The sequence below is a fragment of the Pseudomonas sp. BR20 genome (assembly GCF_050780135.1).
GTDB lineage: Bacteria > Pseudomonadota > Gammaproteobacteria > Pseudomonadales > Pseudomonadaceae > Aquipseudomonas.
On sequence record NZ_CP172012.1, the window covers coordinates 751,862 to 772,376 of the forward strand.

A 20,515-nucleotide genomic window follows, 5' to 3' on the forward strand; every position below is an offset into this window, starting at 1 on the left:
TTCCCACGCAGGGTGAACGATCAAGAACTGTTGCCTGAACAACAGTTATCGGACAGTTGTTGGCCCGGAACGACAGCCCGCCTTAACCCGCAAACGTTATGCCCTTGATTTGATGCAATAAAAATCCTGGCACGGGCTCTGCAATGCCTCCTGGTGAACCCTTTCACCGGTCGCAGCGGAGCCCTGTATGCCTTCCAGCCTTTCCTCGTTTTCCCGTTTGATCTGCCTTGGCGCCGTGCTGTTGCTGGGCCATGTCGTCAGTGTCCAGGCCGCCGAGGGCGATGATGCCGTGCCGTCCCTGGCCGGCAAGCGCATTGCAGTGAGCATGACCGGCACCAGTCACTATTTCGATATCAAGGCGTTCCAGGCCCAGGTCGATGAGATCAAGCGCCTGGGCGGTACGCCGATCACCCTCGATGCCGGGCGTAACGACAAGAACCTGGTGACCCAGCTGCAAACGGTGGTCACCCAGAAACCCGACGCCGTGATCCAGACCCTGGGTACCCTCAGCGTGATCGACCCCTGGCTCAAGCGCATCAGCAAGGCCGGCATCCCGCTGTTCACCATCGATGCACCGTCCCAATACAGCCTCAACAACACCACCTCCGACAACGTCGCCACCGGCAAGGCCTTGGCCGATCAATTGATCAAGGACGCCGGCGGCAAAGGCAAGATCCTGGTGTTCAACGGCTTCTACGGCGTGCCGGTGTGTGCGATCCGTTATGACCAGTTGAAGCTGGCGCTCAAGGATTATCCCCAGCTGGAAATCATCCAGCCGGAGCTTCGCGACGTGATCCCCAACACCGTGCAGGACGCCTATTCCCAAGTGTCGGCGCTGCTCAACAAATACCCGGCGGGCAGCGTCTCGGCGATCTGGTCGGCGTGGGATATTCCGCAACTGGGCGCGAGCAAGGCGCTGATCGATGCCAAGCGCACCGAGATCAAGACTTACGGCGTCGACGGTACGCCGGAAGTGCTGGCGCTGCTCGGCCAGGCGAATTCGCCGGTGGGGGCGGTGGTGGCGCAGCAACCGGCGTTGATCGGCAAGACCGCTGTGCAGAACGTGGCGCGTTACCTGGCCGGGCAACGTGACCTGCCCAAGGAAACCCATGTCGCCACGCTGCTGACCACCGCCGCCAACCTGGCGCAGGTTCAGCAACTGCGGGGTGACTGATGCCGGCATTGCACCTGCAACACCTGCATAAACGCTTTGGCGCCACCCTGGCGCTGGATGATGCGAGCCTTAAAGTCGAACGCGGCAGCATCCACGGTCTGGTCGGGGAGAACGGTGCGGGCAAGTCGACCTTGATCAAGATCCTGGCCGGCATCCACAAGGCGGACGCGGGGCAGGTGAGTATCGATGGCCAGTCGTACGCCGCGCTTTCACCGCGTCAGGTGGATGCGCTGGGCGTGCAGTTCATCCATCAGGAGCGCCTGTTGCCGGCGAGTTTTACCGTGGGCGAAGCGCTGTTTTTCGGGCATGAATTGCGGCGCGGGCCGTTTGTGGATCGACGCCGGCAGCAGCGTGAAGCCGAGCGCTTGCTGGCGGAATATTTTGATCTGCAATTGCCCGCCGGCGCGCTGGTGAGTGAGCTGAGCAGTGCCGAGCGCCAGGTGCTGCAAATCACCCGTGCGTTGATTCGCCAGCCCAAGATTCTAGTGTTCGACGAACCCAGCGTGGCGCTGGTCAAGCGCGAAGTCGACCAGTTGCTGCGCATCGTCAAACGCCTGCGCGACCAGGGTTTATCCATCCTGTACATCTCCCATTACCTGCAGGAAATCGACAGCCTGTGCGATGAAGTCACGGTGCTGCGCAATGGTCGGGACGTGGCGGTGGTGCAGCCCCGGCATACGTCCAGCGCCGAGATTGCGCGGCTGATGGTCAATCGCGAAGTGCAGGATATGTACCCCAAGGCCAAGGTTGCGCTGGGGGCGCCGTTGTTGCAGGTGCGCGGGTTGAGCCTGGCGCGGCGCTATCGGCATATCGATCTGGACGTGCGGCGCGGAGAAATCGTCGGCCTGACCGGGCTGGTCGGCTCGGGAGCCAAGGAGTTGTTCAAGACACTCTTCGGTGTCGAGCGCGCCGACAGCGGCAGTGTGCATCTGGACGGGCGTCTACTGCGCCTGCGTTCGCCGGGCCAGGCGATTGCCGAGGGTATTGCGCTGGTGCCCGAAGAGCGGCGCAGCCAGGGAATTTCGCCAGTGCTTTCGGTGCTGGAAAACCTCACGCTGGCGGGGCTCGGGCGGTTCAGCCGCTGGGGTTTGTTAAGCCGCCGCAAGGAGCAGGCGGAAAGCCTGCGGCTGATCGACGAATTGGCAATCAAGGCGCCGGGGCCCCAAGCGGCCGTCAATCAGCTCAGTGGCGGCAACCAGCAGAAGGTCGCCCTGGGAAAATGGCTGAGCCGCCGCTCGGCGGTGTACCTGCTGGATGAACCCTGCGTGGGGGTGGATGTGGGCGCCAAGGTGGAGATCTATCGCTTGATCGGGCGCTTGGTGGAAGAGGGTGCGGCGGTGCTGGTGTTGTCTTCGGATTTGCCGGAGTTGTTGGGGATCAGTGATCGCATCCTGGTGTTGCATCGGGGGGAGGTCGCCGCTGAATTCCGTGCGGGGGAAGCGGACAGCGATCAGTTGCTGGCCTGTGCGACGGGAGCCGTGGCTGCTGCGGCTTCAAACGTTCGCGAGGTGGAACATGCTTGACGCGGCGGCTCCTGGGTTATCGCAGCGGTTGTGGGTGCTGGTGCTGCGCCGTGGTTCGGTGGGCGTTTTTGTGGCGATCCTGCTGGGGTTTGCCGTGGCTGCGCCGAACTTTCTGTCGGTGGGGAATCTGGCCAATGTGTTCAGCCAGTCGGCGATCCTCGGTGTGCTGGCCTTCGGGCTCACCTGTGTGATTATCGGCGGCGGTTCTAACGTGGTGTCCGGAGGACTGGACCTGTCGCTGGCGGCCAACCTGGGGTTGTGCGCGGCGGTGTTCAGCCGCCTCAATAATGCCGGCCTGGATCTCGGGTTGACGTTGCTGCTGACCCTGGGCTGCGGCATGGCGGTCGGCTTGCTCAATGGACTGGCCGTGGTGGTGCTGCGTTTGCCGCCGTTGCTGGCGACCCTGGCCAGCATGAATGTGTTGGCCGGGCTGGAGTTGGTGTTGACGGAGAACACGGTGGTCTCCACGGATTCGCCGTTACTGGACCTGCTCAGTGGCGGCGCCTGGTTGGGCGTACCGGCCCTGGCCTGGGTGTTGTTGCTGACAGCGGGGGCGCTGACATTGCTGATCCAGCATTCGGCCTACGGGCTGCGCCTGCATGCGGTGGGCGAATATCCCCAGGCGGCCGAAGCGGCGGGTATTGGCGTGTCCGCCTACGTGCTGTCGAGCTATTTACTGTCCGGCCTGTGCGCCGCCGTGGCTGCGCTGTGTTCGGCGGCGTTTTTCAGCGGCAGCACTACCGGTTCCGGCGACATGCTGCTGTCGGTGGTGGCGATCGCCTTTCTCGGCGTGGTGTTTTCCCGGCGCCTGGTGGCGAGTATTCCGGGAACTTTGCTGGCGGCGTTGTTGATCGGTTTTCTGATCAATGGCTTTCAATTGCTTAACGTCTCCAGCTTTTGGGTCAATGGTGTGCAGGGCGTGTTGATCCTCCTGGTCGTCGCGGCGTCCAGTGCATTGAACCGAGGGGCGACGGCATGAACGCACGGGCCTTATTGCCGCTGACATTGCCACTGGTATTCACGCTGATTGTCGTGGTGTTTGCGCTGCAAGCGCCGGGCTTCCTCAGTGCAGGCAACCTGCAAAGCCTGGTGCTGAACAACTTCGTGCTGCTGGCGATTGTTGCCATCGGCATGACCTACGCGGTGGCGGCCGGTGGCATCGACCTGTCGGTGGGCACTGCGCTGGACTTTGCCAGTTTCAGTTTTGTCGTGCTGCTCAACGCCGGGCATGGCTGGGCGGTGGCCGTAACGGGCGCGCTGGCGGCGGCGCTGCTGGTGGGGCTGGTCAATGCGGGCTTGATTGCCGGGCTGCGGATCAGTCCGTTTCTCGCCACGCTTGGGACTCTGTTTATTGGCACCAGCGCCCAGCAATTGCTCTCGGACGGCGGCCAGCCGATCTATATCGTCCAAGGCTTGAAGCCTGAGCTGACGGGGCTGACACCGCTGCTGATCGTAGTGGGGCTGGCGCTGTTCTACGGCCTGGCACTGGCGCGCGGGCGCCTGGGTCGCGAGTTGCTGGCCCAGGGCACCCAGCCGCTGCTGGCGTATTACTCGGGGTTGTCGGTGCGGCGTATCGTCACCGTCGTGGCCCTGGCTACCGCCCTGGCTTGTGGGGTAGCGGGCGTGTTGCTCGGTTCGACAGTCAGCGCCTATGTGCCGCTGTCCGGTAACGCGTTTTTGCTCAATGCGATTGGTGCGGTGTTTATCGGTACCACCTTGAGCAGACAGGGCCGGGCGAATATTCCCGGGACCCTGCTGGGCGTGTTGTTTATCAACGTGATCGCCAACGGGCTGCTGCTGGTTGGCTGGAACTTCTACTGGCAGCAGGTGGCGACTGGAGTGCTGATCTTTATCGTGCTGAGCTTCAGTTTTGCCAGCCGGCGAATGCTGGAGCGCGTCTAGTGTTGCACCCCGAAAGCTGGACTCCATCCGACGCCTGGGGGGCATGAGCAAGCTCCCCTTATTGCATAAACAATTTCAGGCGACCGAATTCCTGTGGCGAGCGGGCTTGCCACAGGGGTTCCGGTTTGCTGCGCGACAGCGCTATGGCGAAGAGGTCGTGGGGCCTTCCACATTTAATGTGTGGGGCGTTCAGAATTGATACTCGGCACCCGCCCCGGCATACCACGAGCGCCCGGGTGCCGCCTCGTAGTAGCGGCCGTTGCCGTCGCCGACGATCACCGAGCCGACGTACTGGCGGTCCAGCAGGTTATCCAGGCGCAGGGTCTGGTGGAAGGTCCAGTGTTCGACCTTCTGCTCGAACCGTGCGCGCCAGTTGAACACGCTGTAGCCCGGCGCGGCGTGTTGGCTGTTGGTGTCTTCGACGTAGACCTTACTGCGGTACATGCCTTCGACAGCGGTGCTGACCCAGTCCCGGGGTTTCCAGTTCAGCTCGGCGAACAGCGTGGTTTGGGGTACGCCGGGAAGGTAGTTGCCTTTGTCGACGGGTTTTGCGCCGCCGATGAAGTCGCTGTCGTAGGTGGCTTGCAGGCGGGTGTAGGCGAGGTTGGTGCTCCAGTGTTCGGCGAGTTGGCTTTCGATACCCAGCTCGAAGCCCCGGCGCAGGGTGCGGCCGGCGTTTTGGTAGCTGGTGCGGCCGCCGAGGGACTGGTCGACCACCAGTTCATCCTCGGTGGTGATCTGGAATACGGCAGCGTTGATTCGTGTGTCGTTCACCTGGGCCTTCAAGCCCACTTCATATTGGGTGCTTTCGGACGGTTTCAGGCCGAAATTGAAACCCTCGACAGTGCCTGGCGCGTAGGCCATTTCGGCCTGGGTCGGCGTTTCGAAGCCTTTGCCTGCGCTGACGTAGCCGTGCAACTCGGGCGTGAACGCATACATCACGCTCATGGATGGGGTGTTTTTCTGATAGGTCTTGCTGCCGCTGGCGTCGCCATTGCTCAGGAATTGATCATCGACATCCATCTGCATTGTGCTGTGACGGACGCCCGCTTGCAGGGTCCAGCGGTCGAGGGTCCAGTTGGCCTGGAGGTACGGATCCAGGCTGCGCGCGGTGTCGACTTCATCACGGCGCAGTTGGCCTTTTACGCCAAGGGTGTTGCCGCTGTAGTTCTGATAGCCATGGCGGCTGTCTTCGCTCTGGTCGAAATCCAGCCCGGTAATGATCATCAAGTCCCCCGGTGCACTTTCAACGGGCTGCAACCAGCGCACGCTGCCGCCGTAGAACTTGCGGTCGAATTGCACCACGCCACCGCCACGTTCGTTGGCCGGCGTGCCTTTGGGGATCGACAGATACTGAATCACACTCCGCCGCCCGGTATACCCGTTCACCTGCAGCATCGCATCACCGAAGTACCGCTCATAATTCATGCCCAATTGCTGGTGATCGATACTTTTGCGCGTGTTGTACGTCAGCGCATTGGTGCTCACAGAGCGCGGGTCGGCCTTGTAGGCGTCCCAGGTCTGTCCCAATGGATCCTGGGTGCCATTCTGCTCCAGGCTGCTGTAGATCAGCGCGAGCTTGCTGTCGTCATCCGGTTGGACATTGAGCTTGGCGAAGGTCTGGTCGCGACGTGCGCTGCTGTGGTCGCGGTAGCCGTTGGTGTCCATGCGCGAGGCGTCGAGTACAAAGCCTGCGCCATTCGCCGCGCCTTCGGCGTTCAGGTGGTTTTTGTTCAGGCCGTCGCTGCCCACCAGGGTTTCGGCGCCGATGCGCGGCGGGCCTTCGCCATCGCGGGAAAACATCTGGATCACGCCGCCGGCATTGCTGCCATACAGGGTGGCGGCCGGGCCGCGCAGCACTTCGATGCGCTCGGCGGTGTCGAGGTTGAACGTGGCGGCCTGGCCCTGGCCGTCCGGGGTGCTGGCGGGAATGCCGTCGGCGATCAGCTTGATGCCGCGCACACCGAAGGCCGAACGGGCGCCGAAGCCGCGGGAGGAAATCTGCAGGTCCTGGGCATAGTTCTGGCGGTTCTGCACCACCAGGCCGGGCACGTGGGACAGGGCTTCGGAGGCGTTGATGCCCAATTGGCCGTCGCTGATCTGCGCGCGGCTGATGCCGTCCACCGAGTAGGGCAGGTCGAATGTCGGGCTGGCGCTGCGCGAGCCGGTGACGACGCTGGGGTCGAGGGTCAGGGCGGTGTCATCAGCCTGGACGACGCCGCACAGGGTGAGCAGGCCGGGCAGCAGCAGGTTGCAGCGGGCGAGGGGGGTCATGAGTCAGCCGGAATCCGTGGCGCTTAGGGTGTAAACGCGCAAAAGGGCGCGAGTTTAGTGACTTGTAGGATTTTTATCATTCAGGAATCCGGCAGTGCGACCGATCAGCACGGTCGCACTGGGCGCGAGCGGGGCGTGTCAGCGTGATCGGCCCTCGCGAACGGCGATGGCAGGCGACTCTTGCCGCTCGGCGCTAACAGCTTTCCACTGCTTTTGAGCTATAATCCCGCCCTTTAGCTGTTTCCTGCCCAGGCGGGAAGCACACTTTTTTCAGGCGCAACCCGCCTGCATGCAGACTAAAAGAGGCTAGACCCCTGTGGCATTGACGATTCTTGGCCTGTCCGGCGCCCTTAGCCATGATCCTTCCGCAGCCTTGTATATCGACGGCAAGCTGATCGCGGCCGCCGAAGAAGAGCGCTTCGTACGCGACAAACATGCAAAGAACCGCATGCCCTACGAGTCGGCGAAGTTCTGCCTGGAACAGGCCGGCATCAAGCCTTCCGACGTTGATGTGGTGGCGATCCCGTTCGCCCCGATCAGCCTGTTCGGCGAGGCGCGCTGGCACTACGCCAAGCGTTACTGGTACGCCCCGGACCGCGCACTCGACGCGATCCTGATGGGCAACCGTCGCTACAAGCGCTATCGCAACAAGATCGTCTGGTGCCTGGAGCAACTGGGCTTCGATCCTAAGAAAATCAAGATCGAGCCGGTTGAACACCACCTGGCCCACGCTTCCAGCGCCTATCACTGCTCCGGCTTCCAGGAGAAGACCGCGATCCTCGGGATCGACGGCAAGGGTGAGTACGCCACCACGTTCTTCGGCTACGGCGAGAACGGCAAGATCCACAAGATCAAGGAATTCTACGATCCGGACTCCCTCGGCGGCCTGTACGGCGCGATCACCGAGTTCCTCGGTTTCGAGATGCTCGACGGCGAGTTCAAGGTCATGGGCATGGCGCCGTACGGCGATGCCAGCAAATACGATTTCTCGCGCCTGGCCTCGTTTGAAAACGGTGAATTGGTGATCAACACCGACTACGCCAACGTCATCGGCCTGCGCCGTTATAAAGAGAAGGGCAAGGGCTTCTACTTCTCGCCGAAACTGATCGAATGGCTGGGCCCCAAGCGCGAAGGCGACATCGCCGACGAGCCGTACATCCACTACGCCGCCAGCATGCAGGCGCTGTTTGAAAAGCTGGCCCTGCAGATGATCGACCATTACCTGGGCGACATCCTCAAGGACACCGGCAAGCTGGCCTTCGCCGGCGGCTGCGCGCTGAACGTCAAGCTGAACCAGAAGATCATTGCCCGTGACGACGTGAAGGAGCTGTTCGTGCAGCCGGCGTCCGGCGATGCCGGCACCGCTGTCGGTGCCGCCGCTTACGTGTCCCACGCCCGTGGTGTACCGGTGGAGAAGATGGAACACGTCTACCTCGGCCCGTCCTACAGCAACGAAGACGTAATCGCCGCGTGCGCCAGGCACGAGAGCAAGCCGAACTGGCGCAAGATCGAGAATATGCCTGCGCGCATCGCCAAGATCATGGTCGACGGCAACCCGGTGGCCTGGTTCCAGGGCCGTATGGAGTTTGGCCCGCGCGCCCTGGGCGGTCGTTCGATCATCGGTTGCCCAAGTGCAACCGGCGTGGCAGACCGCATCAATCACCAGATCAAGTTCCGCGAGCGCTGGAGGCCTTTCTGCCCGTCGATGCTCGACACCGTGGCGCCGCAGATGATCAAGGTCGATCACCCGGCGCCGTTCATGACCTTCACCTTTGAAGTGTCGGAAGAGTGGAAGACCCGCGTGCCGGAAGTGGTCCATGAAGATGGCACCTCCCGCGCCCAGGTGCTCAAGCGCGAATACAACCCGCGCTACTACGACATGATGAAAGAGCTGGAAGTACTGACCGGCAATGGCGTGTCCCTGAACACCTCGCTCAACCGTCGTGGCGAAGCGATGATCTGCTCGCCGACCGACGCGCTGAACATGTTCTTCGGCTCCGACCTGCAATACCTGATCATGGAAGATATCCTGGTCGTCAAAGACGGCGTGGACCCTTATGACGCGCTCGGCTGAACGCCACGTCCTGCAGTTCTGCCATGGCTATGACGGGCCGTTCCTGGATTGCGCCCGGCAGTACGCGAGCCTGTTCGCAGGCTCCGGCTACAAGGTGACCACGGTGTTTCTCACCGGGGTCGCCGACCCGCAAGTGGCCGCCGGTTGTGCGTCCGATGAGGTGTTGTTCATGGAATTCAGCTCCAAGGCCATTCGTGGCCTGAAGCTGGGTGCCATCCGTGAACTGCGCAAGATCGCCGCGTCGCGCAACTTCAGTTTTTGTATCGCGCACCGTTTCAAGCCGATCTACATTGCCTTGCTCGGCACGCGGCTGCCGGTGATTGGCGTACATCACGCCTTTGGTGATTACCAGCGCCGCAGCCGCAAGCTGTTTGCCGGGATTTTCCGCAAACGCTTGAGCCTGCTGGGTGTTTCCGACGCGGTGCGTGATGACATGCGCCACTGCTTGCCGACCTGGCCTGCGGCACGTATCCAGACCTTGTATAACCGCATCGACGTTGACGCTTTGCAGGCCACCCAGGTGCCTGCGCATGAGGCGCGCGATGCGCTGGGGTTGTCGCCGGACGAGTGGGTGGTCGGCAATGTCGGCCGCCTGCACCCGGACAAGGACCAGGCCACGCTGCTCAAGGGCTTTGCCCTGGCGCTGCCGCACCTGCCGGCTGAAAGCCGCCTGGCGATCCTCGGCAGCGGGCGCCTGGAGCAGGACCTCAAGGCCCTCGCACGCGAGCTGGGCATTGCCGACAAGGTGTTGTTCCTCGGCCAGGTGTCGGAGGCGCGCCGGTATTTCCGTGCATTCGATGTGTTTGCCCTGAGCTCCGACCACGAACCCTTTGGCATGGTGCTGCTGGAGGCCATGGCGGCCGGCGTACCGTTGCTGGCCACGGCCTGTGGCGGCGCGAAGGAAGTGGTCGAAGGCGTGGGTATCCTGTTTCCCTTCGGCGATGCCGAACACCTCGCCCAGGGGCTGCGGCACCTGGCAGCGATGGATCAACACCAGCAACGGCAGTGCGCCGAGATGATGCTGGAGCGCCTGCGCGAGCGTTTCTCGGACCAGGCGGTACGCGATACCTTCTGGCAATTGCCGCACGTTATTGAACTGACTGCGGGGGCTTGATGCTCAATCGATTCCAAGGCTGGCGTGAGCGTGGCTGGTCCGTTGTCGACGCGCCGGTCTACAGCGATGCCTGGCAGCGTTTTGGTGGCAGTGTCGCGACCCATCCGCAAGTGATCGAACGTTTGGCCGGGCTGGCCGACATCCCGGTGCGTTACCTGGCCTGGGAGCAGGGCGGCGAGCTTCAGGCGTGCATCGCGACCTGGGGGCGCGACCTGGCCTTGTCCAAGGACGTGCTCAAGCAGCGCGGCAAAAAAGGCCTGTTCGACCTGGGTAACGCCGAGTTGATCCTGCCGGCCGCGCCTGCAGCCCAGGCGCCCTTGCGGCACCGCGCACGCTACTTGTCGGCGCTGAACGAAGGCCGTTTCAGCGGTCTCAAGCCCCAGGCCGAACAATTGGCCATGGCCCGCACCCCGGAAGAACTGTCGAAGAAGTTTCGCTACAACCAGCGTCGCGAGCTGCGCTTGCTCGAAGAGGCCGGGGGTGTGGTGCGGCCGGTGAGCGAGTTTTCCAGCGAGGAACTGGCCGCGATCTACTGCGATCTGTTCCTGCGTCGCTGGGGCTTCGTCGCCACGGGCGCCGAGCGAATGGCCGAGGTGATCGAGCTGTTGCGCGAATGGCTGATCGGCTCGGTGATTTTCCTCAATGACGCGCCCATCGCTATCCAGTTGGTGTACCGGGTCGAGTCGCCGGAGTGGATCAGCGTGGAGTACGTCAACGGTGGTGTCGACCCTGAAACCCGCGCGTTCAGCCCGGGCAGCGTCCTGAGCTTCCTCAATACCCAGAGCGCCTGGGAGCAGGCGCGTGAAGTCGGCAAGCCGCTGCGTTTTTCCTTTGGACGTGCCGACCGCGAGTACAAGGACCGTTGGTGCAACCCTGTGCCGGTGCTGACCGTATGAGCCGCAAACAGCAATTGCTCAAGCGCCATCGGCGCAATAAACGGGTCGGCTTGCTGATCGGCCTGCTGTTGCTGGTGGTGATTGGCCTCTGGGTGGCCTGGTGGCTGCCGTTGGTGCTCGGTGTGCTGGCCTGGGTCGCCCATGAGGCATGGTTTGCCGACCATCTGTTTTATGCGCCCAACGAAGACTACCAATACCGGTTTTCGGCGGATGCCGAGGTGGCTGGGGTTCGCTTCGAAGGTAACCGGCTGCGGGTGGATTCGCCGCTGCAAGCCGAGGCGACGCTGGTGTTGGCTATCAAGGTCAAGGGCAGCTGGCTGGGACGTTTTCTCGACCCTGTGATTGAAATTTCGGCGGGTGACAACACGGACCGGCAAGCTTTCGAGCGTGGGGTAAACGGTGTCCGTTATCTGAACCTCAGTGGCTGGGCACCGGCCCTGATGTCCGGTGAGCTGCGTTTACGCGGGCGCTTTTGCAGCCTGCAGGGCGCTCCTCGGCTGTGGGCCTGGGGCACGCCGGATTATTCGGCGCAACGGGTCATGGTTATCGCGCCTCACGCCGACGATGCCGAACTGGCTGCCTTTGGCCTTTACAGCCAGGCCGACAAGCCGTGGATCGTGACCCTCACCGCCGGTGAAATCGAAGCCGAGCACTATCAGCACATGGGCCTGGATCCGGTCGAGGCCGCGCGAATCAAAGGGCGCCTGCGTGCCTGGGACAGCATTGCCGTGCCGCTTTGGGCCGGGGTGCCACAGGCGCACTGCGTACAGCTGGGTTACTTCTGCCTGCAACTGCCGGCGATGCGCGCTGCGCCTGATCAGCCGATCGCTTCGCGCGAGGCCGACCTGTCGGATACTCGCCTGTTCCGCCAATTCAATCCTTTCCCGTTGCCGGCGGATGCCGATGGCCTGCCGACCTGGCAGAACCTGCTCGCTGATCTGCGTCAGTTACTGCTGACCGCACGCCCTGAAGTGATTGTCTTGCCCCATCCGGTCCTGGATCCCCATCCTGACCACATCTGCGCGCAGCAAGCGGTGATCGAAGCCTTGCAGGGTTTGGAGTGGCAGCCGACCACCGTGCTCGGTTACGCCAACCACCTGCATGACAACGACCGCTGGCCCATGGGGGACGCGGGTGCCGGTATTGCCTTGCCGCCGCTGTTCGATGACGCGCAGGAACTGTGGCCGTGCAGCCTGTCGCTGTCGCCGGCACAGCAGCGCGACAAGGCCATGGCGCTGGGCATGATGCATGACCTGCAACCCGCCCCGCCGTTCAAGCGCCGTGTGCGGCGCTGGCTGCAGCGGGTCTTGGCGGGGCGGTCGCGGTCGCCTTATGGTGAGAACGAGTTTTTCCGCAAAGCCGTACGACGGCATGAGTTGTTCTGGCGTTTGTGAAAGGAAAGGTCATGAAAGTTTTGTTTCTGGTACAGAAAGAACAGCGCGCGATTCTGGATCGCCTGTACGAAGGCATCGCCGAGCACTGCGAGTGTGATACGCGTTGGCTGAGCAGCGCTGATCAGCGCAACCTGCGCGCTTACTTCAGGCGCGAAGTCGACGTGACCCGTTATGACCGCATCGTGTTTTTCCTGCGGTTCAAGCAGGAAATTCGCCAGGCCGGCTTTATCCGTACGATCCCGAACCTGGTGATCCTCGAACACGACGCCTACCAGAACTACATTCCCTGCAAGTACACGGGCAAGTTCAGTGCCCATTACCGTCGCTTGCCGTGGGTGCGGGTCATCAGTTCGGGGTATATGGTGACCGAGCGCCTGCGCGCCGAGGGCTTTGATGCGGTGTTCGTGCCCAAGGGCTACGATCAGGCGCTGTTGCAGGCCCAGGGGGTGGAGCGTGACATTGAGCTGGCATTTGTCGGCAGCACCAACAGCGTGGCCTATAGCGGTCGCAAGGCGTTGCTCGATGAGTTGGCCCGCGTTGAACCTTTGGTGGTCACGCGCACCAAATCGGGTGAGGAATATTGCGCGACCCTCAACCGGATTCGTTTTTTCGTCAGTGCCGACGTGGGCATGGGCGAGTACATGATCAAGAACTTCGAGGCCATGGCCTGTGGTTGTGTGCTGCTGACGTTTGACCAAGGCGCTGCGGAAAACGAAGCGCTTGGCTTCAAGGACATGGTCAATGTGGTGTTCTACAAAGACATTCCCCAGTTGCAGGAAAAACTCGCCTCATTGCGATCAAATCCTCAACTGGCGGCTGAGATTGCGCGCAGTGGGCAAGACCTCGCGGTCAGCCAGTTCAGCTTTGCACGCATCGGCCAGCGCATTGTCGAGACCCTGGAGCCGCCGCTGCGTCCCCGAGCACCGTTGAGTTTGCTGGAAACATTGCGCTTGAAACTAGGCGTTTGATATCTGCCAGTGGCCGCGTCTGGTGGCCTTATGATATTTCGAGGCTTGAATGCAATTCTCCCCTCAAAGCGATATAACGCTCGTCGTGACCAGTTGTGGTCGCTTCGATTTGTTGAAGCGCACGCTCGCGAGCTTCGATCTGTTCAATACAGCGACCATCCGCGAAGTCTTTATTACCGAAGACTCTGGCGATGACGCGGTACGCCTGGCGATTCCTGAGCATTGGCTCGGCCATTGTACGTTCTTGATCAACCGTCCGAAGCTGGGGCAATTGGCATCCATCGACTTGGCCTATGGGTTGGTCAAGACCCCGTACATATTCCATTGCGAAGATGATTGGGCGTTTTATCGACCCGGTTTTGTCGAGGATTCCAAGACGGTCCTGGAGCAACGCCCCGATATTCTGCAGGTCTGGTTGCGTAATTACGTTTACGATTTACAGGTGCACAGTCCCTATATCCATCTGGGGGCGCGTGAGGTGATTGGTGGGGTGCCTTGTTATCCCTTGCAGTCCGATAAGCCTGACTGGCAGGGGTTTTCGCTGAACCCGGGCCTGCGGCGTATCAAGGAATATTGGTTATGTGCGCCCTATGCCGGATTTGAAGGTGAGAAGGGGCTTTCCAGGCGTTACGCGCAGCTGAACCTGCCCGCGGTTACCCTGGAAGGTGATGCCGTTTTGCACACCGGTTTTGGTTTGCATGTGGCGACGGCAGCAGAGCGCTTGACCAAGGCGCGGCGCAAGCGGCGAGAGCGGATCAAGCTGGTGCTCATGCTGATCCTGGGGGTTGGTATCGGCTGGTTGATCCACCAGTAAACACGACGAGCCCTACCAACGCCGCATAAGGTTTTTTCGATGAGTATTCTCAACATCATGTGGGCTGGTGGCTCTGCATTTGCTTCGGTGCAGAAGGTTCATCAGCAAATATTGTCCCATGCCGACGGCGACGTGCCGATTCACACCTGGTTGCTTCAGGGCAGTGCGGTTGGTAGCGATGGCCTGGTCGAACAGGCCGTCGAGTGGAACCTCTCGTCTGCCAGGCTTAAGGGGCGGCACCTGTGGAAGTGGCTGATGCCCTGGATGCGCGCGCGCTTCCAGAGGGCCCTGCCTGAAGATGTGCAGGTTGTGCTGCTTGATGGCATCGGTGTCGCGCGGGTGCTTCTACCGGTGCTCAAGCACCTGCCGCAGGTGCGGGCCGTGGTGATTTTTCATGGTGTCACGCGCTTGCGCAAAGCTGATCGCAAGCTCTTCGAGCAGTTCCCAGCGTCGCAACTGACGCTGGCGGCCGTGTCGCAAACCCTCGCCAGCTCCCTTGAACGTTACCTGCAACGGCCCGTGGCGGTGTTGCGCAGTGCCTTCGATCCTGCTGTGTTTCGTGCCGCAGCGCTTTCCCGTGAGCAGGCTCGCTCCCGTCTGGACTTGCCGTTGGAGAGCTCACCGGTGGTGGGTGCGGTAGGTCGATTGGTAGACGGCAAGGGGTTTGGCTGTTTGCTGGAAGCCTTTGCCAGTGCGACGGCCGATCAGCCGGGGGCGCGCCTGGTAATCATCGGCGAGGGGCCGGCGAGGCCCGGGCTTGAGGCGTGTATCGAGGCGCTTGGCTTGCGCGACAAGGTGTCCTTGCCGGGGCATCTTCCTGAGGCGGCGACCCTGTATCGGGCGTTTGACTGGGTCGCCATTCCGTCGACGGAAGAGGGCCTGGGGTTGATCCTGCAAGAGGCGGTGATGGCTGGCGTGCCGGTACTGACCAGTGAGCTGGCGGTGTTCCGTGAACAACTGGGTGATGCCGGCTGGTACGCTCCCGTAGACAGCACCGCGTCCTGGGCTGACCTCCTGACCCGTGCGTTCGTGAGTTCCGGCGAGCAGGTAGTCGAAGCTCAGTCGCGGGCGTTGGCGCCGGAGCAGGCCTGGAATGATTTCACTGAAACCACCCGGCGGCTGTTCTCATGCTGCTAGCAGCGCTTGCTCCAGGGCTTGCATTGGAAAGCGCTCGTTCAGCTTCTCGCGCGCAATATAGCGAGCGAAGTGTTGCAGGTTGCGCCTTGCCAATTCCGGGTTCAAGGGCGCGCGCAGGAAACGCATGTCGGCCACGTCGATCAGGCCCATTTCATTGTCCGGTGTCACGACAATATTGCCCAGGTGCAACGAGCGGAAGTAGATGCCCGCGCCATGCAGACGGCGAATAAGGGCCACGAGCGGGTCGAGGTTCGTGTGCCAGTCAAAGCCTTCACGATTGGAAATCTGGCGCAGCGTTTCGCCCGGCAAAGGACGGTAGAGTACGGCGGTCATGCCGGGCCTCGTCAGTTGAAAGAACGCGAGCACGGTCATGGTCGGGATGCCGCGTTGTTGCAACTGCGCCACATTGTCGATGAAACGCTTGGAGTACGGGCGAAACAGCGCGGACGAAAGCAGGCGCTTGCGGCGAAACAGTTTGAGGATATTCCCGTCGGTCAGCAGGTAGACTTTGGGGCCATAGCTGTCCTGTTCCAGGATTTTGGCACCTTCAATCATCGCGGTTAAATCGGCTTGGGAAAGCCTTGAACATTGCATCGTCGGAAAGCCTTGTGGAAGTCGCGGGCACAGTGGTCGGTAATAATGCCGAAAGTTTTGGGTTTTAACCATGCCGGGTTGGCGGGTTGAACGTATTCAGGAGCGGGTGATGCAAGCAAGTCGTTGGGCGCAGGTATGGATGATTTTCGGGTTACTTTGGTTTTTGTTGGCGATTGCTTTTGCCCCGACCAATAAGATTTATCAACAGGGTTTGACACTGTTTCTGTGGTTGCCGGCGATGGTGTTTGCCTGGTCGGCCCGTGAGCGCCTCAAGGAAGTCTGGCGCGAACAGCGCTGGCTGTGCCTGATGGTCGCCGCGCTTGCCGTCTGGGGGGCGATCAGTCTGTTGTGGACCAACGCCCAAGACCCGTCGCGCGAGGCCAAGCGTCTGCTGTATATCGGCGTGTTCCTGCTGTTCTTCCCGGTGTTTGCGTGTGGTCGAACTGAACGCGTCATTCGTGTGATGCAGTGGGGCGGCTTCGGGCTTGCCGTGTCGTCGCTGGTGGCGATCATCAAGTTCTATGGCTTTGAGCAGAATGCCTGGAATGCCCGCCTCGAAGGTTTAGGGCAGTTGTCCCACCCGATACTGGGCGCCTACGTGATTGGCCTGGCTGCGGTTTGGCTGTTGCACTGGTTGCCCCGTGGTCGTTGGATGCAAGTGGCGTGGGTGCTGTCTATCGGTTTTCTCGGGCTTTTCGTGGTGTTGAGCCAAAGCCGTGGTGCCGCACTGGCCTTGTTGCTGACTGTGGTGGCAATGCCCGCCTGGTGCCGTGACCGCCGTAGCACGGTGATTGCCATTGGCGCGGTCATCGCGGCGCTAGCGGTGTTCTTCGCCATGCAGTCCCTGATGCTGGCCCGTGGTGTGTCTTACCGCCCGCAGATCTTCATGGCCGCCGTGCAGATGATCAGCGAGCGCCCGTGGACCGGCCTGGGGCTGGGCGGGGACTACAAGGTATTTGCCGATAACCTCTTTTTTGATCACTCCCACAACCTGTTCACTCACGTGAGCATCGAGTTGGGCCTGCCGGGCCTGCTGCTGTGGAGCTGCCTGTGGTTCGGTGTGCTGTGGCAGGCCTGGAAGGCCCGCGACACGCTCTATGGCAAGGGCATCATCGGCATGTGGGTGTTTTCGTTCCTGGCCATGCAGTTCGATGCCGCCAGCCTGACCGGCACGCCGCGGGCCGAGTGGTTTATCTCCTGGCTGCCGATTGCCATGGCCAGTGTTTTGGTCTGGGCTCGGGCCAAACCCGACGCGTGTGATAAAGTTCGCGTCCTACCCAACCAGTGAGCTCGACACATGAGTGACGCACCGCCCAAAGCGGACCAGGAATCCAGCCTGAAAATCTATTTCCGGTTGCTGGGCTATGTGAAACCGTACCTCGGCATGTTCCTGCTGAGTATCGTGGGCTTCGTGATCTTCGCTTCGACCCAGCCAATGCTTGCCGGGATTCTCAAGTACTTCGTCGATGGCTTGAGCAACCCCGATGTGGTGTTCCTGCCCAACATCCCGTTGTTCAAGGACCTGAAGTTGCTGATGGCCGTGCCGCTGCTGATCATCCTGATCGCCGCGTGGCAGGGGCTGGGGTCTTTCCTGGGCAACTACTACCTGGCCAAGGTTTCCCTGGGGCTGGTGCATGACCTGCGGGTCCAGCTGTTCAACAAGCTGCTGGTATTGCCTAACCGCTATTTCGATACCCACAACTCCGGGCACCTGATTTCCCGTATCACTTTCAACGTGACCATGGTCACCGGTGCGGCCACCGATGCAATCAAGGTGGTGATCCGCGAAGGCCTGACGGTGGTGTTCCTGTTCGGCTACCTGCTGTGGATGAACTGGAAGCTGACCTTGGTAATGCTGGCAATCCTGCCGCTGATCGCGATCATGGTCGGCAGCACCAGCAAGAAATTCCGCAAGCAGAGCAAGAAAATCCAGGTGGCAATGGGCGACGTTACCCATGTCGCCTCTGAGACCATCCAGGGCTACCGCGTGGTACGCAGCTTCGGTGGCGAAGGCTACGAGGAGCGTCGATTTGCCGCTGCCAGCCAGGGCAATACCGACAAGCAACTGCGCATGAACAAGACCGGTGCGGTCTATACGCCGATGCTGCAACTGGTGATCTACACGGCCATGGCCGCGTTGATGTTCCTGGTGCTGCTGTTGCGCGGTGAAGCCACCGCAGGTGACCTGGTGGCCTACATTACGGCTGCGGGCCTGCTGCCCAAGCCGATTCGCCAGCTGTCGGAAGTCAGCTCGACCATCCAGAAGGGCGTGGCCGGTGCCGAGAGTATCTTCGAACAGCTGGATGAAGAGCCCGAAGTCGACAGCGGCACTGTGGAGCGCGATCGCGTCAGCGGTCGGCTGGACGTGCGCAATCTGAGCTTCACCTACCCGGGTACGGAGCGTGAGGTGCTCAAGAACATCAGTTTCAGCGCAGCCCCCGGGCAGATGATCGCCCTGGTCGGGCGTTCGGGCAGCGGCAAGTCGACCCTGGCCAGCCTGATCCCGCGTTTCTACCATCACGAAACCGGGGAAATCCTGTTGGACGAGGTCGAGATCGAAGACTACCGCCTGCGTAACCTGCGTCGTCACGTCGCCCAGGTGACCCAGCATGTGACCTTGTTCAACGACACCGTGGCCAACAACATCGCTTACGGCGACCTCGCGGATGCACCGCGTGCCGACATCGAGAAAGCCGCTGCCGACGCCTACGCCATGGACTTCATCTCCGAGCTGCCAAAAGGCCTGGACACCGAAGTCGGTGAAAACGGCGTGCTGCTTTCCGGTGGTCAACGTCAGCGCCTGGCGATCGCCCGGGCCCTGCTGAAAAATGCCCCGCTGCTGATCCTCGATGAGGCGACTTCGGCCCTGGACACCGAGTCCGAGCGGCATATCCAGGCCGCGCTGGACAAGGTCATGAAAGGTCGCACCACCTTGGTGATTGCGCACCGCTTGTCCACCATCGAGAAAGCCGACCTGATTCTGGTGATGGACCACGGTGAAATTGTCGAGCGCGGGACACATCTCGAACTGCTGGCCATGGGCGGCTACTACTCGCGCCTGCACGCCATGGGGCTGGACGAGCCGGTCACGGCGAACATCACCTGACCAGCCGGGGCGCGCAATGCGCCCCGGTGTTTGTATCAGGCCCGTTACAGGGCTTGACCAAAGCCAAATAATCCAGCGCCCATCGTTTGTTATGTTGGCCTTCTCGATTCGAATGACGAACGAGAGGGCTAACCTTCTTGCGTGAGTATTGGAATGTTGCAACGTCTACTGTGGAAACTGCTTCCCAAACACCAGAGGGTGTTTCTGCTGGGGCGTTTGTCGGTGGTGGATCGCCAGGCGGTGAACAAATCCCTGTCTGGGGTGGCAACGCTTAACCCGGCTTTCGAACGACACCAGTGCGTGTTTATCCATGTGCCCAAATGCGCCGGCAGCAGCGTGTGTTCGGCACTTCTCGATGGGCGCTGGCCGGGGCATTTGCCGTATTACTGGTATGAGCAGCAATTTCCCCAGCACTGCGAGCGCAGCTTCAAATTTGCTTTCGTACGTGACCCGCTGGAGCGTGCCTACTCGGCCTATACCTATTTGCGCGGCAACGCCATGGGCCCTCGCGACCTGCAAGCCCAGTCGCTGGTTTCCAGCTACCGAGACTTCGACCATTTCGTTGCCGGCTGGCTGCACCCCGACAACCTGCGACGCCAATTGCACTTCGCTCCCCAGACGGACTTCCTGGTCGATCACATGGGCCAGATGGCCATGGACTTTCTCGGTCGCCAGGAGTCTTTGCAGCAAGACTTCCAGCACCTGTGCGAACGCCTCGGCGTGGACTCATCCCTGCCACATCTGAATGTTTCACTGGGGCGTCGCCACGAGCCGGTCAGGGACTTTTGCTCCTCGCGCACGCGCCGTCTGGTCAGGCGTGCCTATCAACGTGACTACGAGGTGTTAGGTTATGAATAGCCAGTTGCAGGCTGGCGATTGCGCTGCCATCCGTCCCTTTGCCCTATCGTTGTCGGTGGCCGCGAGGGCGGCGCTCAAGTACCAGCAGCCCTGCTGCGTATGGCTGACGGGGCTGTCCGGGTCCGGCAAGTCGACCCTGGCCAATGCCCTGGAAGTGCAACTCAACGAGCAGGGGCGGCACACCTTCGTGCTTGATGGCGATAACTTGCGCGTGGGGCTGTGCAATGACCTGGGCATGAGCGATGCGGCGCGCAAAGAAAACATCCGGCGTATCGGCGAAGTGGCGCGGCTGATGGTGGACGCAGGCTTGATTGTCATTGTTTCGGCGATCTCGCCATTCAGTGTCGATCGGGCGACCGCCAGGGCTCTGTTCGGGCCGGAGCAATTTTTTGAGATTTACATCAGCACACCCTTTGACGTGTGTGCCCAGCGTGATCCCAAGGGCTTGTACCGCGCGGCACTGGACGGGCGCATCAAGGCGTTCACCGGCTTGGACAGCCCCTATGAGGCGCCGCTTGCGGCCGACTGCGAAATCAATACCGATGAGGTCGAGCTGGCCGAAGCCGTGGCGCAGATCCTGACGGTTTTGTTTAAAAAATGATCAGTTTTAGTGCCTGACGCATCGCGGATAAAGCTCTCGAACTAGGCGGCGCTCACCCTGTGCTAATATCGCGCCCCTGTTCATTT

17 protein-coding genes are annotated in these 20,515 nt (G+C 61.4%); 15 read left to right on the forward strand and 2 right to left on the reverse strand.

From position 1 onward, the window contains the following. Positions 1–187: 187 nt before the first annotated feature. Genes ACHPFG_RS03275 through ACHPFG_RS03290 form a run of 4 tightly spaced genes read left to right on the forward strand, consistent with a single transcriptional unit; the run spans position 188 to position 4,599 of the window. Positions 188–1,174 carry a sugar ABC transporter substrate-binding protein gene (locus ACHPFG_RS03275; RefSeq protein WP_131696813.1) on the forward strand — a complete coding sequence of 329 codons (987 nt, stop codon included), beginning with the start codon at positions 188–190 and terminating at the stop codon, positions 1,172–1,174. Continuing rightward, positions 1,174–2,697, forward strand: a complete 1,524-nt coding sequence (locus ACHPFG_RS03280) for a sugar ABC transporter ATP-binding protein (RefSeq protein ID WP_431701594.1) — start codon at positions 1,174–1,176, stop codon at positions 2,695–2,697. The genes ACHPFG_RS03275 and ACHPFG_RS03280 overlap by 1 nt, the downstream gene beginning before the upstream one ends. Continuing rightward, positions 2,690–3,676: an ABC transporter permease gene (locus ACHPFG_RS03285; RefSeq protein WP_431701595.1), complete on the forward strand. Its 987-nt coding sequence runs from the start codon at positions 2,690–2,692 to the stop codon at positions 3,674–3,676. Before ACHPFG_RS03280 ends, ACHPFG_RS03285 begins: the two co-directional genes overlap by 8 nt. Further along, positions 3,673–4,599, forward strand: a complete 927-nt coding sequence (locus ACHPFG_RS03290; RefSeq protein ID WP_259244658.1) for an ABC transporter permease — start codon at positions 3,673–3,675, stop codon at positions 4,597–4,599. The genes ACHPFG_RS03285 and ACHPFG_RS03290 overlap by 4 nt, the downstream gene beginning before the upstream one ends. Positions 4,600–4,788: 189 nt before the next feature. On the opposite strand, the gene ACHPFG_RS03295 is transcribed toward ACHPFG_RS03290, so the two are convergent. After that, positions 4,789–6,873 (reverse strand): TonB-dependent receptor family protein, encoded by a 2,085-nt coding sequence (locus tag ACHPFG_RS03295; RefSeq protein WP_431701596.1) that lies wholly within the window; start codon positions 6,871–6,873, stop codon positions 4,789–4,791. A 316-nt stretch (positions 6,874–7,189) separates the two neighbouring features. Between ACHPFG_RS03295 and ACHPFG_RS03300 the strand changes: the two genes are divergently transcribed. From ACHPFG_RS03300 to ACHPFG_RS03330, 7 genes are read left to right on the forward strand one after another with little or no spacing between them, the layout of a single operon-like run. Beyond that, the gene (locus ACHPFG_RS03300; protein WP_131696808.1) at positions 7,190–8,947 is read left to right on the forward strand and encodes a carbamoyltransferase family protein; all 1,758 of its coding nucleotides are present in this window, start codon (positions 7,190–7,192) and stop codon (positions 8,945–8,947) included. Next, positions 8,931–10,061 carry a glycosyltransferase gene (locus ACHPFG_RS03305; protein ID WP_431701597.1) on the forward strand — a complete coding sequence of 377 codons (1,131 nt, stop codon included), beginning with the start codon at positions 8,931–8,933 and terminating at the stop codon, positions 10,059–10,061. Before ACHPFG_RS03300 ends, ACHPFG_RS03305 begins: the two co-directional genes overlap by 17 nt. Continuing rightward, the gene (locus ACHPFG_RS03310) at positions 10,061–10,957 is read left to right on the forward strand and encodes a GNAT family N-acetyltransferase (protein WP_431701598.1); all 897 of its coding nucleotides are present in this window, start codon (positions 10,061–10,063) and stop codon (positions 10,955–10,957) included. The genes ACHPFG_RS03305 and ACHPFG_RS03310 overlap by 1 nt, the downstream gene beginning before the upstream one ends. Then, the gene (locus tag ACHPFG_RS03315) at positions 10,954–12,351 is read left to right on the forward strand and encodes a PIG-L deacetylase family protein (protein WP_431701599.1); all 1,398 of its coding nucleotides are present in this window, start codon (positions 10,954–10,956) and stop codon (positions 12,349–12,351) included. The genes ACHPFG_RS03310 and ACHPFG_RS03315 overlap by 4 nt, the downstream gene beginning before the upstream one ends. 11 nt (positions 12,352–12,362) lie before the next feature. Then, complete coding sequence (locus ACHPFG_RS03320; RefSeq protein ID WP_431701600.1) at positions 12,363–13,319, forward strand: glycosyltransferase family protein; 957 nt, start codon at positions 12,363–12,365, stop codon at positions 13,317–13,319. 49 nt (positions 13,320–13,368) lie between these two features. Next, positions 13,369–14,133, forward strand: a complete 765-nt coding sequence (locus ACHPFG_RS03325; RefSeq protein WP_431701601.1) for a glycosyltransferase family 2 protein — start codon at positions 13,369–13,371, stop codon at positions 14,131–14,133. Between the two features lie 39 nt (positions 14,134–14,172). Next, positions 14,173–15,270, forward strand: coding sequence for a glycosyltransferase (locus ACHPFG_RS03330; RefSeq protein ID WP_431701602.1), 1,098 nt, complete (start codon positions 14,173–14,175; stop codon positions 15,268–15,270). Here ACHPFG_RS03330 and ACHPFG_RS03335 read toward each other — a convergent pair. After that, positions 15,259–15,825 (reverse strand): toluene tolerance protein, encoded by a 567-nt coding sequence (locus ACHPFG_RS03335; RefSeq protein WP_178116734.1) that lies wholly within the window; start codon positions 15,823–15,825, stop codon positions 15,259–15,261. The genes ACHPFG_RS03330 and ACHPFG_RS03335 overlap by 12 nt on opposite strands. A gap of 148 nt (positions 15,826–15,973) precedes the next feature. On the opposite strand from ACHPFG_RS03335, the gene ACHPFG_RS03340 reads away from it, so the two are divergent. The 4 genes from ACHPFG_RS03340 to cysC all read left to right on the forward strand — a co-directional run bounded on the left by ACHPFG_RS03340 (position 15,974) and on the right by cysC (position 20,429). Beyond that, positions 15,974–17,152, forward strand: coding sequence for an O-antigen ligase family protein (locus ACHPFG_RS03340; RefSeq protein WP_431701603.1), 1,179 nt, complete (start codon positions 15,974–15,976; stop codon positions 17,150–17,152). A 9-nt stretch (positions 17,153–17,161) separates the two neighbouring features. Further along, positions 17,162–18,970 (forward strand): lipid A export permease/ATP-binding protein MsbA, encoded by a 1,809-nt coding sequence (gene msbA, locus ACHPFG_RS03345; protein ID WP_131696800.1) that lies wholly within the window; start codon positions 17,162–17,164, stop codon positions 18,968–18,970. Positions 18,971–19,123: 153 nt separating this feature from the next. Then, positions 19,124–19,828: a sulfotransferase family 2 domain-containing protein gene (locus ACHPFG_RS03350; RefSeq protein ID WP_431701604.1), complete on the forward strand. Its 705-nt coding sequence runs from the start codon at positions 19,124–19,126 to the stop codon at positions 19,826–19,828. Next, positions 19,821–20,429 (forward strand): adenylyl-sulfate kinase, encoded by a 609-nt coding sequence (cysC, locus tag ACHPFG_RS03355; protein ID WP_431701605.1) that lies wholly within the window; start codon positions 19,821–19,823, stop codon positions 20,427–20,429. The genes ACHPFG_RS03350 and cysC overlap by 8 nt, the downstream gene beginning before the upstream one ends. Positions 20,430–20,515: the final 86 nt, after the last annotated feature.